This is a genomic window from Domibacillus enclensis, from assembly GCF_900156125.1.
Taxonomy (GTDB): domain Bacteria; phylum Bacillota; class Bacilli; order Bacillales; family Domibacillaceae; genus Domibacillus; species Domibacillus enclensis.
In genome coordinates, this window is record NZ_FTLX01000005.1 from 15,299 (window position 1) to 31,579 (window position 16,281).

General features: G+C 47.8%; 16 protein-coding genes. 15 read left to right on the forward strand and 1 reads right to left on the reverse strand.

All coding sequences use genetic code 11. The annotated features are described in order from the left end of the window. Nucleotides 1-65 precede the first annotated feature (65 nt). The 4 genes from BW952_RS11195 to BW952_RS11210 all read left to right on the forward strand — a co-directional run bounded on the left by BW952_RS11195 (nucleotide 66) and on the right by BW952_RS11210 (nucleotide 5,150). A complete protein-coding gene (locus tag BW952_RS11195) occupies nucleotides 66-1,823 on the forward strand; it encodes an S-layer homology domain-containing protein (protein ID WP_076496290.1) in 1,758 nt (585 codons plus the stop codon). Between the two features lie 342 nt (nucleotides 1,824-2,165). Beyond that, entirely contained in the window at nucleotides 2,166-2,819 is a 654-nt protein-coding gene (locus BW952_RS11200) for an MtnX-like HAD-IB family phosphatase (protein WP_045849187.1), read from the forward strand. Beyond that, nucleotides 2,816-3,868: an iron-containing alcohol dehydrogenase family protein gene (locus BW952_RS11205; RefSeq protein ID WP_045849188.1), complete on the forward strand. Its 1,053-nt coding sequence runs from the start codon at nucleotides 2,816-2,818 to the stop codon at nucleotides 3,866-3,868. Before BW952_RS11200 ends, BW952_RS11205 begins: the two co-directional genes overlap by 4 nt. An 82-nt stretch (nucleotides 3,869-3,950) precedes the next feature. After that, nucleotides 3,951-5,150 carry an MFS transporter gene (locus tag BW952_RS11210; protein ID WP_045849189.1) on the forward strand — a complete coding sequence of 400 codons (1,200 nt, stop codon included), beginning with the start codon at nucleotides 3,951-3,953 and terminating at the stop codon, nucleotides 5,148-5,150. A gap of 316 nt (nucleotides 5,151-5,466) precedes the next feature. On the opposite strand, the gene BW952_RS11215 is transcribed toward BW952_RS11210, so the two are convergent. After that, nucleotides 5,467-5,709, reverse strand: coding sequence for a hypothetical protein (locus BW952_RS11215; protein ID WP_045849190.1), 243 nt, complete (start codon nucleotides 5,707-5,709; stop codon nucleotides 5,467-5,469). A 138-nt stretch (nucleotides 5,710-5,847) separates the two neighbouring features. On the opposite strand from BW952_RS11215, the gene BW952_RS11220 reads away from it, so the two are divergent. From BW952_RS11220 to BW952_RS11265, 11 genes are all read left to right on the forward strand, one after another. Next, entirely contained in the window at nucleotides 5,848-7,506 is a 1,659-nt protein-coding gene (locus tag BW952_RS11220) for an ATP-binding protein (protein ID WP_052698325.1), read from the forward strand. Nucleotides 7,507-7,596: 90 nt separating this feature from the next. Further along, nucleotides 7,597-8,271 carry a response regulator transcription factor gene (locus BW952_RS11225; protein ID WP_045849191.1) on the forward strand — a complete coding sequence of 225 codons (675 nt, stop codon included), beginning with the start codon at nucleotides 7,597-7,599 and terminating at the stop codon, nucleotides 8,269-8,271. Then, nucleotides 8,261-9,664, forward strand: a complete 1,404-nt coding sequence (locus BW952_RS11230) for a sensor histidine kinase (RefSeq protein ID WP_052698326.1) — start codon at nucleotides 8,261-8,263, stop codon at nucleotides 9,662-9,664. Before BW952_RS11225 ends, BW952_RS11230 begins: the two co-directional genes overlap by 11 nt. A 307-nt stretch (nucleotides 9,665-9,971) precedes the next feature. Next, nucleotides 9,972-11,207, forward strand: a complete 1,236-nt coding sequence (locus BW952_RS11235) for a S1C family serine protease (protein ID WP_045849192.1) — start codon at nucleotides 9,972-9,974, stop codon at nucleotides 11,205-11,207. 81 nt (nucleotides 11,208-11,288) lie between these two features. Next, on the forward strand, nucleotides 11,289-12,095 hold the full coding sequence (locus BW952_RS11240; protein ID WP_045849193.1) for a hypothetical protein: 807 nt from the start codon (nucleotides 11,289-11,291) through the stop codon (nucleotides 12,093-12,095). Between the two features lie 92 nt (nucleotides 12,096-12,187). Beyond that, entirely contained in the window at nucleotides 12,188-12,343 is a 156-nt protein-coding gene (locus BW952_RS19460; RefSeq protein WP_156149400.1) for a hypothetical protein, read from the forward strand. Nucleotides 12,344-12,521: 178 nt separating this feature from the next. Then, the gene (locus BW952_RS11245; protein WP_045849194.1) at nucleotides 12,522-13,667 is read left to right on the forward strand and encodes a DUF3238 domain-containing protein; all 1,146 of its coding nucleotides are present in this window, start codon (nucleotides 12,522-12,524) and stop codon (nucleotides 13,665-13,667) included. A gap of 142 nt (nucleotides 13,668-13,809) precedes the next feature. Beyond that, nucleotides 13,810-14,226 carry a BlaI/MecI/CopY family transcriptional regulator gene (locus BW952_RS11250; protein ID WP_045849195.1) on the forward strand — a complete coding sequence of 139 codons (417 nt, stop codon included), beginning with the start codon at nucleotides 13,810-13,812 and terminating at the stop codon, nucleotides 14,224-14,226. Then, on the forward strand, nucleotides 14,226-15,065 hold the full coding sequence (locus tag BW952_RS11255) for a M56 family metallopeptidase (protein ID WP_045849196.1): 840 nt from the start codon (nucleotides 14,226-14,228) through the stop codon (nucleotides 15,063-15,065). Before BW952_RS11250 ends, BW952_RS11255 begins: the two co-directional genes overlap by 1 nt. Nucleotides 15,066-15,121: 56 nt before the next feature. Continuing rightward, nucleotides 15,122-15,772 carry a DsbA family protein gene (locus tag BW952_RS11260; protein WP_052698327.1) on the forward strand — a complete coding sequence of 217 codons (651 nt, stop codon included), beginning with the start codon at nucleotides 15,122-15,124 and terminating at the stop codon, nucleotides 15,770-15,772. Then, nucleotides 15,765-16,175: a disulfide oxidoreductase gene (locus tag BW952_RS11265; RefSeq protein ID WP_045849273.1), complete on the forward strand. Its 411-nt coding sequence runs from the start codon at nucleotides 15,765-15,767 to the stop codon at nucleotides 16,173-16,175. Before BW952_RS11260 ends, BW952_RS11265 begins: the two co-directional genes overlap by 8 nt. The last annotated feature ends 106 nt before the right edge of the window (nucleotides 16,176-16,281 follow it).

Below are 16,281 nucleotides of genomic sequence, written 5' to 3' on the forward strand. Positions count from 1 at the left end.
TCTTCTTTTCATCCGTTTGCTGATCAGAGCACTAAAAATAAGGATAGAAAAAGGAGAGATTTATTGTGAAATTCCCAAAAAACGTATTGGCCCTCCCACTTGCAGCTTCATTAATGATTCCAACGGCGGCATTCGCCCATAACGGCGAGGATCATAGCGGCAGCACAGCACCTATTCAAGCAGCAGCACACGGCACTTTTTTGTTAACGGATACACCGGCTGCGGAGCTTCGCATTGGAGTTGAAACGGCTTTGACGGAGCACGGATTTCTAGCTGTTGAAGTCATGCAAAAAGGGGCAGACGGAGCAGAAGACTTTGATCAAGCCGCTGCCGCCCTGTTTGCCAATTCAGATGACATCGCAGCAGCCATCTCTACTTTATACGGGCAAGAAGGCGGAGCGGCGTTTCTTGAAATCTGGAATTCTCATATCGGCTACCTTGTTGACTATGTAACCGCTGCGAATGCAGGTGACCAGGCGGGAATGGATCAAGCGCTTGCTGATTTAGAAGAATACAAGACAGAGCAAGCCGCTTTTTTTGAATCAGCAACAGACGGACGTCTTCCAGCCGCTGCATTAGAGGAAGGGTTAACGATGCATATCGATCAGCTTTTGAAAGCCTTCGATGCATATAAAGCGGGCGACTTTGAAACGGCCTACATGCAGGAGCGTGAAGCGATTCATCATATGAGCATGTTTGGCGAAACCTTGTCGATCGCCGTCGCAGACCAGTTCCCGACAGTAGTTCAAAATACAAATCCGGACACACCGGCTGCTGACCTGCGTTCGCATTTAAATCACTTGTTCACTGAGCATGCGGGACTTGCGGTCATGGCGATGCAGGACGGCATTGACGGAGCAGAAAGCTTCGAGCAGTCTGCAGGCGCACTTTTAGCCAATGCGGATGATCTGTCAGCCGCAGTTGCTTCTGTTTACGGAGAAGAAGCGGGAGAAGCGTTCTCTGACATTTGGACCTCGCATATCGGCTATTTTGTTGATTATGTAACGGCCACTGCTGAAAATAGCAAATCAGGCAGAGACAAAGCAAAAGCGGATCTCGACGAGTATATTGTTGAGCAGGCCGCGTTTCTTGAAGCGGCTACAGATGGACGGATTCCAGCAGAGGCTTTAGAGGCAGGCTTGACTGAGCACGTTGGACAGCTGTTGAGCGCATTTGATTCATATGTGACCGGTGATTACGATACAGCTTATGATGCGCTTCGTGAATCGTATGCGCATATGACGATGCCGGCTGCCGGTTTATCCGCCGCGATTGTGGATCAATTTCCTTCTGAATTTTTAGGGGATACGCCGTTTACAGATGTATCAGGCCGATACCAGGATGCAGTGGCGTACTTGTACTTTAAAACGATCACAAACGGTTTAACCGATACACGCTATGGGGTTGATCAGCCACTATCACGGATCGATGCAGCGATCATGATTGCGAAAAGCACGGAAATGATCGACAGCGATTCAACGATGAAATCACCATTTACAGATGTACCGGCGCGTGGGGAAGCAGCGGTGGCAGCGCTTGAAGAAGCAGACATTATTAACGGGAAAACAGCCACGATGTTTGATTCATTTGCAACGATTACACGCGGTGAAGCGGCTCTGATCCTGGCAAATGCCTACGATGTACCGGCAACTAGTCAAAAAGCGGGCTTCACTGACGTCAGCTCCCGTTATCAGGACGCGGTGAACCGCCTTGACGCAGCAGGCATTGTTTCCGGGAAATCAGCGTCCAAATTTGGCACAATGGATCAAGTAACACGCGGCGAGCTTGCATTGATGATTTATCAGCTGGAAATGATGGAATAAACCATTTCGCTTTTTTGGCGCAATTCTCCTGATTAGCGCGCAATTTTAGAGAACAGGGCGCAATTCCGTCAGCTAACGCGCAATTATTTGAAATAGTGCGCAATTATCTTCGAATTGCGCCGTAATCGAAATAATTGCGCCATAAAGTGTAGTGCTTTTACCAAATCGAGTTCTGAACAGGCTGTCAGTAATCAGGGCAGCCTGTTTAATGTCTCGTCAATCCCTTTTTCAAAGGTGAACGGTTACATTTGTGAAATATTTCACAAATTGATGAACAGGCTCGTTTTCCGGTGTTCACTGGTATATAATGGCGGTATCAACAGATGATCAGGAGGAAAAGACATGACGAAGTGGGCGTTTGTTTCTGATTTTGACGGCACGATTTCGAAAAAGGATTTTTACTGGCTGGTGATTGACGCGTATTTTCCAGAAGGGCGCGATCTGTATCCGAAGTGGAAAAGTGGAGAATGGAAGGACATTGATTTTTTAGCCAAGGTATTTGCTTCTATCCATCAAAGTGAGAAGCAAATTGCGGAAGATATTTTATCGATTCCGATTGACGAGGATGTACCGGATTTTGTCCGGGCAGTGCAGGCAGCTGGCGGTGACTTTTACATTTTGAGTGCCGGCACGGATTATTATATTAAACCGATTGTCGAAAGCAGGGGGCTGGAAAACGTCACCGTGCTGTCGAATAAAGGAGTATACCGCGACCGGAATATCCACCTGGAGATTGATCCGGCTCATTGGACATATTCGGAGCGGTACGGCATTGATAAAGCAACGGTTATCAAGCGTCTGAAGGAAGAGTATGAGGTGGTGTATTTTGCTGGCGACAGTGAGCCGGATTCGCATCCAGCCGCATTTGCGGACCGGACGTATGCGAAAGAAGCACTGCCGGAGATTTTAACGGAAAAAGGAGTCCCGTACGTGCCGTTTGAGCGCTTTAATGACATTAAAGCGGATTTAATTCAAGAAGGAATTCTGTCGAAATGAACCGCGCAGTGACGAATATATCGATTCCGGCGATTATGGACATCGGTGAAAATGTAATGGAGGAGCTGGGCGAACGTCTCCGGCAGCATGGCTTTTCAAAGGTGACGGTGATGTGGGACGGTTTTGTGGCAGAATCCTATGGCAGGCGGGTAGCGGCGGCACTCGACGGCTGTTCCATTCAAACCATGTTACTGGACGGATCGAGCGATATTCATGACATTACCGAGCGGGCTTTTGGGATTCCAGCGAGCGATGTACTCGTTGGTATGGGAGGCGGTGCGGTCATTGATGTCGCGAAATATACCGCCTTCTTGCGCAAAATCCCGATGATCAGCATTCCGACCTCCGCGTCAAACGACGGATTTGCCAGCAGTGGCTGCTCGCTGAAAATAAATGGCAAAAAAACAAGCGTCCCGGCAAAAATTCCGTATGGCATCGTTGCGGAGCTCGGTATTTTGCAAAAAGCGCCAGCATCCTTTATATTCGCTGGCATTGGCGATTTAATGTCGAATATTACCGCGCTGTATGACTGGCAGTTTGAACAGCAAAGGGGCGTAAGCGAGGTCAATGCGTTCGCGGAAATGCTCAGCAAAAAAGCGGTTAACAGCTTTATCCGAACGCCGATGACGGACATTCACGCGCCGATTTTGTTAAAAGAATTGATCAGCTCGATGACGATGAGCGGCATTGCAACGGAAATCAGCGGATCAAGCGCTCCGATCAGCGGCGCGGAGCACTTAATCTCGCATGCACTGGATCAATGGGCGGAAAAACCGCAGGCGCACGGCATTCAAGTCGGTGTTGCCTCGTATGTGATGGCGCTTGTCCAGGAGCACCGGTATGAACGGATGCGAAAGGTCTTCACACGCACCGGCTTTTTTGACTATGTGAAGACGCTCGGCATGGAGCAGGCTGATTTCGAGATGGCCATCGACCGCGCGCCGGAGATCAAGCCGAACCGCTATACGTATTTACATGAAGAGCGGTACCGGATGAAAGCAAAGCACGTTCTGCAATCCGATCCAGTGCTTCAAACGATATTTTTATAATAGAAAAACCATTGTTTTTTCGGCAAGGATTGACTATAGTGGTGTAGTAATCACATCTGTAAAGACAGGGGATCTAAAATCAATGTCAGAAAAAACAATTTCGCAGAAAAAACTGCTTGGTGTAGCAGGACTCGGCTGGATGTTCGATGCCATGGACGTAGGCATGCTGTCGTTTATTATTGCCGCACTTGCAGCTGAATGGGCACTGACACCGGAGCAGATGGGCTGGATTGGCAGCGTCAATTCAATTGGCATGGCTGTCGGCGCCCTCGTCTTCGGTATTTATGCAGACCGAATCGGACGGAAAAACATTTTCATCATTACACTGCTTTTGTTTTCAGTCGCCAGCGGATTATCCGCCTTTACCACGACGCTTTTTGCCTTTTTACTATTGCGCTTTTTCGTTGGGATGGGGTTGGGCGGCGAATTGCCGGTTGCGTCTACTCTTGTGTCGGAAAGTGTTCCGGCGAAGGACCGGGGCCGTGTTGTCGTGCTGCTTGAAAGCTTCTGGGCGTTCGGCTGGCTGCTTGCCGCTCTTATTTCTTATTTTGTCATCCCGTCGTACGGCTGGCAGGCGGCACTCATTATCGGAGCTCTTCCGGCATTTTACGCGCTGTACTTACGGCTGAAGCTGCCCGATTCACCGGCGTTTTCACCAAAAAAAGCAGAGAAACGAACCATCGCACAAAACATTCGTGATGTCTGGTCTAAAAAGCATGCCCGTTCGACGCTTGTGCTTTGGACTGTCTGGTTTACGGTTGTGTTTTCGTATTATGGGATGTTTCTTTGGCTGCCGAGTGTGATGGTGCTGAAGGGCTTCGACTTAATTAAAAGCTTTGAATATGTCCTTATTATGACGCTTGCGCAGCTGCCCGGCTATTTTACCGCTGCATGGCTCATTGAACGGGCAGGGCGGAAATTCGTTTTGGTCACGTATCTGCTCGGAACAGCCGCATCAGCGCTCGTCTTCGGCAATGCAGAATCAACCGCGATGCTGATTGGGTCCGGCATGTTTTTGTCCTTTTTCAACCTCGGTGCATGGGGGGCGCTGTACGCTTATACGCCAGAGCAATATCCGGCTGTTATTCGCGGCACGGGGTCTGGAATGGCGGCCTCTGTCGGCCGGATTGGCGGCATTTTAGGTCCGCTGCTCGTTGGCTCTTTGATCGCAGCTGGGCAGTCCATCGGTTTTATTTTCGGTTTGTTCTGCATTAGCATTGTGATCGGCGTAATTGTACTAGCGCTGCTCGGACGCGAAACGAAGCAGGTGGAGTTGGAATAAGGAAAAAGCCGTCTGCTGCAGGCGGCTTTTTTTCTATGATCGAGACGGCGTTATATTTCACGCTTTAACCGAATCGTAATGTAATTTAATGCCATTGTCATCTGTATGTAACCGCCCCGCGTTATACTGATCTCAACGTAGATTAAGTGAGAGGGGCGTAAAGCGAAAAATGGATTTATTTCTTCTTATGTTTGTCACATTCATTATTGCCATTGCGATCGCCAGCGGAGGACTGCACTTGCTGTTCAAGCAGTTAAACGACTATTTAAATCAACAAGAAAAATAACAAAAACCGCCTTTTCCGGGGCGGTTTTCTTTATGCTAAAAAAACAAAATAAAAGGTTAGAAAAAAAGTAAGAGCAAATAAAACAACAAAGAAAGTTCGTTCTTTTTTCCCGGCCTTTTTCATAAACACCTCTTCAAATGTCATAAATCCAGCAATAACAGCGACAAGCAGAGCAAAACGGCTCCAGCCATCCGGGAAAGCGGAAACACCGTAAACGAGCGCAAATAGTATAAGAACAACCCGGAAGATCAGCCGGAATTTAGAAGCTTTCAATTCATCACATCCTTTTCGTTATTTTAATAGAACTCTTTCAAAATGTATAGTTTTTAGGTATAAAGATCTATATATACGGAAAAAACTGTACGTGGTACAATAGGTCGAAAAAAGATGAATAAGAATGAGGGATTGAGCTTGGAACGGACAAATGACAGGGTGCACCCAAAAGTCGCTTTAACACAAAACATGGAAGTCACGAGTGGTGCACACTTTTTGTATTTATATGAAGATGAGAAAAAGTATTTGGATAACGCGTGCACCTTTCTCGCAAAGGGGCTTGAGTTGAATCATGCCGTTATTTTACTGGAGTCACCGGACATGTATGAGGAAATGAAGCACCGACTTTACAAAAAAAGATTTTCTTCTTCACAAATAGAAGCCATTGTCTTTACCGATCATCGTACCTTTTACGGAACTCACCAGTCATTTGATATTGAAACGGTCCTTGAGAACGTTCAGGAAACCGTTCATTTTTATAAACAAGCCGGAAAACCGATCCGCATTTGGAGTAAAGTGCTCTGGCATCAGTCAACGGATCATACTAACGAAATCCCTTTGTATGAACAAAAGTCGGATGAATTACTGAAGCCTTTTCAAATCTTCTGTGTGTGTTCTTATAGCAGCAAAGAGATTTCTGCCAATATGGCGATCGGCTTAATGAAAGGCCACTCTTACGTGATGACAGATGATGAATTAATGGCCTCTATGTATTATCAAAACGATCTCCATATGCCATCTCTGTTTATAGAAGAAAACTTAAAAGAAAAAATGCATCATTATCAAAATGTTATTGAAAAAATGCCGGATGCGGTGTTGATCGTCCGGAAATTTCACATTTTATACTGGAATAAGATGGCGAAAGAGCTGCTCGAATGCGGCGCATACGATTTAACGTCAAAAAGTGTCATGCGTTTTTTTCATCCGGACGAGCATCCCCTTATTCAAGCGCGGGCACAGAAAATGGAAAGAAACGAACAAGTGCCTCTTGTGGAAATGAAAATGGTTACATTGACGGGTCGAATAGTGGATATAGAGCTCGCAGTCTTTCCGTTTTCTCATGATATGCTGAATGATTTTACCGTTATTCTGATCATTCGGAGCATCGACGATCGAAAAGCAAATCGTCAGCTTACGATCAAAGCAGAAAAGCTGAGCCTCGCCGGACAGCTGGCCGCTTCGATTGCCCATGAAATCCGCAATCCGCTCACATCGATCAAAGGATTTATGAAGCTGGCGCAGGAAGATGTCATGCATGAAGCCTATTACACTATTATTGAAGACGAAATTGACAGGATCGAAACGATTGCCAGCGAGCTGATGGTGCTTGGAAAGCCGGTGTCGCTTGAGATTGAAGTGTGTGATGCGGGGAAAATGGTCCGGGATGTGTGTATTTTGCTGCAGCCTCAGGCGGTCATGCGCAAAATCGATATTCAATATAAAGCGATTGAACCGGCGTGTTTTATCCGGTGCAACGCGGGGCAAATGAAGCAGGTATTCATTAATTTGATTAAAAACGCAACTGAAGCGATGGATAATGGGGGCGTCATTCGCACATCTGTTCAATCGGATGGGGAGACGGTTCGGATTCTCATAGCAGATGAAGGAAAAGGCATGCCGGAGCACGTATTGCGGAAAATAGGCGAGCCCTTTTATTCGACCAAAGAGGATGGAACCGGTCTCGGTTTAATGGTTTGTTTTACGATTGTGGAACAATACAACGGGACAATCAAGGTGGAATCTGTCGTGAACGAGGGTACGACGTTTACGATTGAGCTGCCGTCTGCTTATACGTGAGAATCGAGACGTCCCGATGAGGCGTCTTTTTTTTCACTAATTTTTCATTAAAACATGGTATAACAGAAGAAGCGAAAGGAAGTGGACCGGATGAATATACTGCTTGCAGAAGATGATTTACAGCTTGGGGAATTAATTAGCTTTATGCTGAAGAAAAAAGGCGGTTATCAGGTGGAGTGGGTGAAAACGGGTGAGGACGCGTACGACTATGCGTCTTCTGTTCACTATGATGTGCTCGTGCTGGACTGGATGATGCCGAACGGGGACGGCGTCGATGTATGCCGCGATTTACGAAAAGAAGGATATGGCGGTGCGATTTTAATGCTGACAGCAAAGGATGCGGTGGAGGACCGTGTTGTCGGTCTGGATGCCGGTGCGGATGATTACTTAGTAAAGCCGTTTGAAATTGATGAGCTGCTGGCACGTCTTCGGGCACTTACCCGCCGTAATTATGCTCCAATTGTCGAAGAAACGGTGTCCATTCAAGGAGTGGAATTAAACCGGAACGGCCAGACGATTCAGATGGACGGCCAATCGATTCAATTAAGTCCGCGTGAATTTCAGCTGCTTGATCTGCTTGTTCAAAACAAGGGACAGGTGCTGACACGTGACGTTATGCTGGACCGGATCTGGGGCTACGACGCTGATGTAACAGCGAAAACCATCGACGCAACTGTGAAGCTGCTGCGCAAAAAGCTCGATGTATTCAGCCGTCCGGACATTGTCCAAAGTGTGCGCGGCGTCGGGTATAAAGTTGAAGAGTAATATTCTGAAGCGGTTTAAGCGCAGCAGCGACCTGTTTCAAACAACCCAGCGGCGTCTGACCATGCAGTACAGCGGGCTGATTATGCTGTTTCTTATTTTGTTTATTGTGGTCGTGTATACGTTATTATATGTTGTGATTTTACGTGACCAGCACCGGGAGCTTGAAAACTTAACCCGTCAGGAAACGCGTATTATCAGCGATTATTTAGCTGAAAGTGCACGGAATGAACTGCAGGGCCTTGGGAGCCAGGAGCTTGTTCTGGCAGGGGTGGACCAGTTTTTCTATTATGTGACGGATGAGAACGGGGATTTTGTGATGGGCGGTGAAACATTGCCGCATATGCGCGAGGAACTGTTTGAGCTGGTGTCCGGCTGGGTGCCGGAGCGAAACCAGATTCGCGAAGAAACACTGGAAGTCACATTTGATGAACGGCGCATTGGCGGACGGGAAATTGATGAATCGCCTAAATCAGACACGGTTCGTCTAATGGTCGACGGCAGCCCGATTTTTTATAACGGCCAGTTTGTCGGCATGATTTATATTGGAAAAGACATTTCGTTTGCCTATCAGCTGTTTACATGGCTGCTTATTGTCCTCGTCAGTCTGGCTGTGTTGTTTGCGGGTGTAGCGGTATGGCTTAGCTTTATGATGTCGAAAAAAGCAATGGGGCCGATTTCAACGGCATTTCAGCGGCAAAAAGAGTTTGTCGGGGATGCGTCTCATGAATTGCGCACCCCGCTCAGTGTCATGCTGTCTTCAATCGACGCACTGGAAATGACAGACGGGGTTGAGGAAGATCCGTTTGCCGGGAAGCTGCTCCGGAACATGAAGTCGGAGGTAAAGCGAATGACAGGGCTTGTCAGTGATCTGCTTGTGCTGGCACGGGCGGATTCGGGCAGTGTTGAACGGACCGTGGAGGAGCTGGATATGGAGAAGGAAGCGGCACAGGTGATTGAATCGCTGACACCGTACGCGGACTCGGCAGGTGTGTCGCTTTTTCTTGAAGGACCGGCACCGCTTTTTGTAAACGGAGACCGTGCACGGCTAAAGCAGCTGCTGTATATTTTGCTGGATAATGCCGTGAAATATTCGCCGGACGGTGGACAGGTGAAAGTGATGCTGTCTCAACGCGACCGGCACTGGACCATGAGCGTCTCAGATGAAGGCATCGGGATTGACGCGGAGGACCAGTCCCGCATTTTTGACCGCTTCTTCCGCTCTGACAAGTCGCGTACCCGCACGGTCGGTGGTCACGGACTCGGTTTATCGATCGCTAAATGGATCGCCGGCATTCATGGCGGAACGATAGCGGTTAAAAGTGAACCCGGTAACGGAAGCACCTTTACCGTACAACTGCCGACAGATCAGCAAGATGGAACAAAAAGAATGTAATCACCAATCGAAAGAGCCGAATGTTCCTGCGAAATGTATCGCATGGCAGCGTTCGGCTTTTTTTATGTAGCAAAGGAGGGACACAGACGTATCGCCGGTAAATTGAAAAAAGCGCTGATATCTTGGGATCTAACGCTGATATGTTGATTTTATCAGCGATCGCTCACACCATACCGGCGATAAATAAACTTTATCAGCGTTAATCTACCTCATTCAATCAAAAGCTCTCTCTTTCACCGTCTTTTCACTTTTCTTTTTTACAATAAAGTCAATCAAGAAAACCAATACCCAAAAGGAGCGATTATAGATGGAAACAGAAGAACGCTATACACCGACACAAGGCCAGGAGAAAAAAGGAAAAAGCGGATTAATGAAAACAGCTGCTGCCTCTTTTACAGGCATGCTTGCCGGCGGAACGATGATGTTTTACATGGCTCCCTCACTGCTCGAAACAAACGCAACGACAGCTGAAACAGAAGGAGTGGCTTCTTCAAGCGACATTACCGTACAGCCCGCTTCATCCACAGCCGCATCACAGACGGATCTTGTTTCAGCGATTGATGCTATAGACGAAGCGGTTGTAGGGGTTGTGAATTTACAGGCGCAGGAGCAGTACAATCCGTTTGGCGGCCAGCCGATGGATACAACAGACGAAGCAGCGGAAGAAACAGAAGCAGGAACGGGATCGGGTGTTATTTTTAAAAAGGGTGAGGACACGAGCTACATTGTGACAAATAATCATGTGGTAGAAGGAGCGGATACCGTTGAAGTGGCGCTTGCTAGCGGTGAGCGGGTTGATGCCGAGGTAGTCGGAACAGATGCATTGACAGACCTGGCTGTGCTGCAAATTTCAAGCAGCCATGTGACAGAAGTAGCCGACTTTGGTGATTCAAGTGCCTTAAAGCTCGGTGAACAGGTTGCGGCGATAGGAAATCCGCTCGGGCTTGATTTGTCCAGCTCGGTGACTGAGGGCATTGTCAGCGGGATTGACCGGAGTGTGCCGGTGTCAACGTCAGCCGGCGAATGGGAGCTGAACGTCATTCAAACGGATGCTGCGATTAATCCGGGCAACAGCGGCGGCGCATTGATTAACAGTGCTGGACAAGTGATCGGCATTAACAGCTTGAAAATTGCCGAAGACGGTGTAGAAGGTCTCGGGTTTGCCATTCCGACAGAAGACGCTATTCCAGTGATCGAAGAGTTAATGACAAATGGTGAAGTGGAGCGGCCGTATCTCGGTGTTGGACTTGAAGACGTCAGCGCGCTTTCCCGCCAGATTACACAAAATCAGCTGAATCTTCCTGAAACAGTAACGGAAGGAACCGTTATTTCGCAGGTGGAAACCGGTTCAGCCGCAGCGGAAGCCGGTTTCGAAGCAGGAGATGTGATCGTAAAGATCGGGGACCGAAATGTGACAAGCACAGCTGACTTCCGCAAATATTTGTACAACGAAGCGGAGATTGGAGACAAAGTAACGGTGACGGTTTACCGTGACGGACAGCAGGAAACGATCAACATGACATTATCTTCACAAAGCGAATAAGCTTTCACCGGTTTTTCACCAAAGCCGGTTACAGTACAAGAAGGGCAGGAAATTGCCCGCTACATTAAAGGAGGAAAACAGATGAAGAAAAAAGTATGGAATGTAGTCATGACGGGCGCTTTATCACTTGGTGTGCTCGGAGCAGCGGGTCTGCCAGCACTTGCAGCAAGCAGTACAGCCCTTGATGATGAAACGAAAACAAAAGTGGAAAGTGTAATGGAAAACTTGCGGACAAAGCTTGAAGCGATTGGCGTAGAGCTTCCGGAAAAAGGCGACCGGTTCGCGAATTTGGACGAAGACACAAAAGCGAAGGCGGAAGCCATTATGGAGCAGCAAAAAGCGGGCGAGATCACAGAGGCTGAGGCGAAGGAACAGCTAGAAGCACTTGGTGTGACAATGCCTGAGCGTGGACAGGGCAAGGGACTCGGCCACTTAACACAGGACGTGGAAGCAGCCGGTCTGGATGAAGAAACACAGTTGAAAGCGGACGAAATTCTTGCACAGGTTGAAGAAGGGACGATCACGCACGATGAAGCAGAGGAGCAATTGACCGCTCTCGGCGTTGACATCAATGAAGGCGGCGGTAAAGGAGATTTGTTTGCCGATTTAGATGAAGAAACAAAAGCAAAAGCAGAAGCCATTATGGAGCAAATGCGGAATGAAGAAATCACGCGTGAAGAAGCTGATGCACAGCTAGAAGCACTCGGTATCGAAATGCCTGAGCACGGCGGACGCGGCGGTCATGGAGGCAAAGGAGGACATGGCCTCGGCGGTGGTGCAGTGCTTGAAGGGTTAGATGAGGAAACGAAAGAGCAAGCAGAAAGCTTAATAGAAGATGCGGAAACTGAGCTTGAAGATCTCGGTGTTGACAAGATGCCGTTGCATTAATGAATAAAAACAAAAAAGCCCCAGCAGCCGGGGCTTTTTTGTTTTGGAAAAAACTTGTATACTAAAAGGAAAACAATGGAGGTTTTTTTGAAATGAGTGAAATAAATACAGGTGACGTCCTTTTTCAAATTATGATGCTGCTCGGGCTAATCGTGCCGGTTGTCCTTATCTGGATCGGTGTAAAAGGCTGGAAAAGACGATCCAGTCAGCTGGAACGAATCGAAAAAAAGCTGGATGACCGTTCATGATCGAAGAAGGACTTTACACTTTTGGACTTGGATTGTTTCTAGGTGTGCCTCTTCTCATCTTAATTGCTGCTTTGATCAAAGCAGGTCAGAAAAAAAGCTGAGCAGGAGGCTTCTTTTCTTTTGCGTTTTTAAGAAGAACGAAACGGGGTAGAGAATGGAAAAGAAAGGTGGCTTATGCATGAAACTTATTTCTATCAGCCAGACGCCCGACCGCATTTCAATCCACTGGGAACATGATGGATCTGTCCAGGTGTTTAAAGACGGAAAAGAGCTGTACAGCGGGAGCGGAAAATCGTTTACGGACAACGGACTCGAACCCGGTACGATCTACTCTTACACGTTAAAAGGAACAGGCACCATCAAAATTCAAACCGCCACAGCCGTTGAGCGTGAAGAAAAAAATGCAGACATTCCGCTTCAAGAGCTTATCGTCACGACGGTTATTGAAGAAGGACTCATCTCGCTTGTGTGGGAGCCGATCCGCGGCATTGAAGAGTATGAGATATTCCGCAATGACGAGTACGCTGGGACCGTGACAGAGCCCGCTTTTCAAGACCGGCATATTGACATGGACGAGCAGTACGTTTATGGCATCAAGGGCATCCGTCCGCTGGAAGTTGGGGATGAAGAAGAAACGGAACAGCCGTCATTACTGGCCCGGGCAATTGATTTGCTGAAAGTAACGAAGGATGAAGACGACATCCTCGTCGAAACGTTTTTAATGGGGAAAGACATTGGCCGCCCCTCGGACCAGTTAAATGGCCGTATGCCAATCAAGCCGCTGAACTACCGTCTCCGCTACACGACATTTTTGGAGGACGAGTGGGTGGAGAATCCGAATGTCCTGTCGAAAATGCGCTACTTTACTGGAGACGGGCGCACGTTTGATCCGGAAGCAGACCGGTACCGGACACGCGCAGAGATTTCTGTCAGCAGCGGTGAAGTGTCGCTGAAGCGTGATGTCGGAGCGTCAGAGGGGTACACCGTCAATAAGGAGCTGGTCGAGCGCGAAACGGCATCGGATGAAGGGATTGTTATTAAACAGGTGCAAACGGATGAAGAAAAAGTATCGTTTTTGCTGGAGCATTCCGTCGGCAATCCGCTCATGCCATCGCCTGATATTGTGTACGAACTGTACGCCGGCTTTTACCCGAACGGCTTCATTGATATTAGCGGCGAGCACGATGAAGCACCGCATCATGAGATTTATTTAAAGCATGAAAACGGAGACTGGAAGCCGCTGCATCGTTCTGAAACAAGAGGACTTGAGCGTCTTGCCCCGCCTGCCGCCAACCGGTTTTGGCGGTACTCCAACATGACATAATCCTGAGACCTTATTCATTTTGAAAAGCCGAGCTGCACAGTTCGGCTTTTTTCTTGTTTTCATTGAAACATAATTGTCATGAAACGGTGTCTTGACGAAGAACTGGCTGAGCACTACAATGAGTAATGTGAGGAGGCGGCTGATGAAAATTCAATTATTTAAACGAAACGAACGCGGCTTGAATCGTTTTTTCGGCCCGCTTGAAGCAAAGATTATGGACGTGCTCTGGCAGGGGGAGCGTTCGATTAAAGACGTTCAGCACGAGCTTGAAAAAGAAAAATCGACCAATTTTAATACAGTGATGACAGTGATGAACCGCCTCGTAGATAAAGGTATCTTGATCAAGCGCACAGAAGGCCGGGCATCGATTTTCAGTCCGGTGCAGTCCCGGGAAGAATTTGTGAACACACAATCGAAGGAAATGACGCAGGAGCTGATGGATGAATTCGGCAGCGTCGTCGTCAGCCATATGATTGAGGCGCTTGATGAAGCGGATGAGGCGTTAGTCGCCCAGCTGGAGCAGAAAATCAAAGACTGGAAAAAGGAACCGTCATCATAATGTCGACTCGTCAAACAAAAGGACTTTTTATTCTAAGCTTCCTGGCATCGGGCATTCTTTTATCGCAAATGGTGCTGTACGCTGTGTCAGTGGCAGCGGGATGGGACGTGCGGTTTAACCTTGTGATCGTCTGCCACAGTGTGCTGAAAAGCATTGGCTTCACATCACTGAAATATGCGCTGGATGCCCTTGTGTTTACAACATTATGTCTGTTTTTTTGGAAGCTGGGTGTGCAATGGGTTCAGTCATCACGCATGAAGAAGCTGTTTGAAAGCTATACGATGCGCCCGCTGACGGACGAATGGACAGAACGGTATGAGGCAGACATTAAAGTGATTTCCTACCCGGCACCGATTGCTGTGACGATGGGTTTTTTCCGTCCGGCTGTTGTACTGTCGACCGGCTTAAAGGAAATGCTGTCTGAGGAAGAATTTGAAGCGGTTGTGTATCACGAGCTGTACCACCGGTCAAATCGTGATCCGCTCAAGGTGTTTATTCTGTCCATGTCGGCTTCTGTTTTGTGGTATATGCCGATTTTATCGTGGGTGAGTGATCAGTACCGGCGTTCAAAAGAGCTGCTGGCAGATGCGTATGCCATTGAGCGAAATGGCTCATCAGCGCCGATTGGCAGCGCATTGATTAAAATGATCAAAGCGGGAGGCCAGTTGTCTATGCCGTTTTCCTGTGTGTCGTTTGCAGATACGTCAGTCAACGAACGGATCCGTTTTCTGCTTGATCCGCGATCCAGCCGGCCACTGTGTATACCGGTGCGTTCCGCTTTTGTTTCACTGGCTGTTTTTGCGGCAATTTGTTTTTTGTTCATTTACGCACTGTCGTAAATGACTTCTTTTTACATGATAACACTACACAATGTAGTATGAAGGAGTGGCTAAAATTGGCTAAAGGTGTTTTTTGGGTTGTTGGTTTTTTTGCGGTGTGTATGGCAGGGGTTCTGTTTTTATCAAATTTGACGGAGACGCGTGCAGACATTCAATTTGACAATGAGCCGTTTATAGGAGAAGAGGCGGCACCGGTGTCAATTGTGGAGTTTGGTGACTATAAATGTCCAGTCTGCAAGGACTTTAATGATTCCTTTTTCCCAATGATCGATGAAGAGCTTGTACAGACAGGCAAAGCGAAATTTTACTTCATGAACTATTCGTTTATTAATGTTGATTCCAACCGGTCGGCCCAGTTTGCGGAAGCGGTGTTTCAGGCACTTGGAAGTGACCGTTTTTGGGAATTTCATCATTTAATGTATGAAAAACAGCCGTCTGATTTATCGTTTGAGCAAGTGGACCTGTATACGAATGACTTCTTAAAGGAAACGCTCGCTGAAATCGCAACAGAGGAGGAAGTGGCGAGTGTCATGGCAGTTGTGGAAGCGGAAGGATCCATGTCAGCCTGGGAAAAGGACACGGAAACGGCCAAGCAGCTTGGTGTGTCCGGGACGCCGACTCTTTTTGTAAACGGCAAGGAGTTTAAAGGGAACTCATTTGAAGACCTGGTGGATATGGTGGACGAGGAAGCGGCCGATGCTGAATAAAACGCTTCTTGCCGCCTGGCTGACCGCTATTACAGCCACGCTCGGCAGCCTGTTTTTCAGTGATCAGCTTGGATTCGTCCCTTGTACGATGTGCTGGTATCAACGCATCCTGATGTACCCGCTCACGCTGGTGCTGGGTCTTGCGTTTTATTGGAATGATTCCCGCATTTACCGGTATGTCCTGCCGCTTAGTGCAATCGGCATGGGGATATCCGGGTACCATTATGCGCTGCAAAAGGTGCCGGCGATGAAGCAGTTTGAAATGTGTACGAGCGGTGTCCCGTGCTCCGGAGAGTATATTAACGTGCTTAGCTTCATTACGATACCTTTTTTAAGCTTTACTGCATTTACGATTATAACGATTTGTATGAGCCGCTTGCGTAAAACGTCTGCTTCTTCATAAGCAGGCGTTTTTTCATTTTTCTTTCATACTTTATTCACAAACAGTCTGTATAATCCAGTGTTAGCATGATCCGAATGGGAAAATCAGACGTTAGCTGAACAATGGA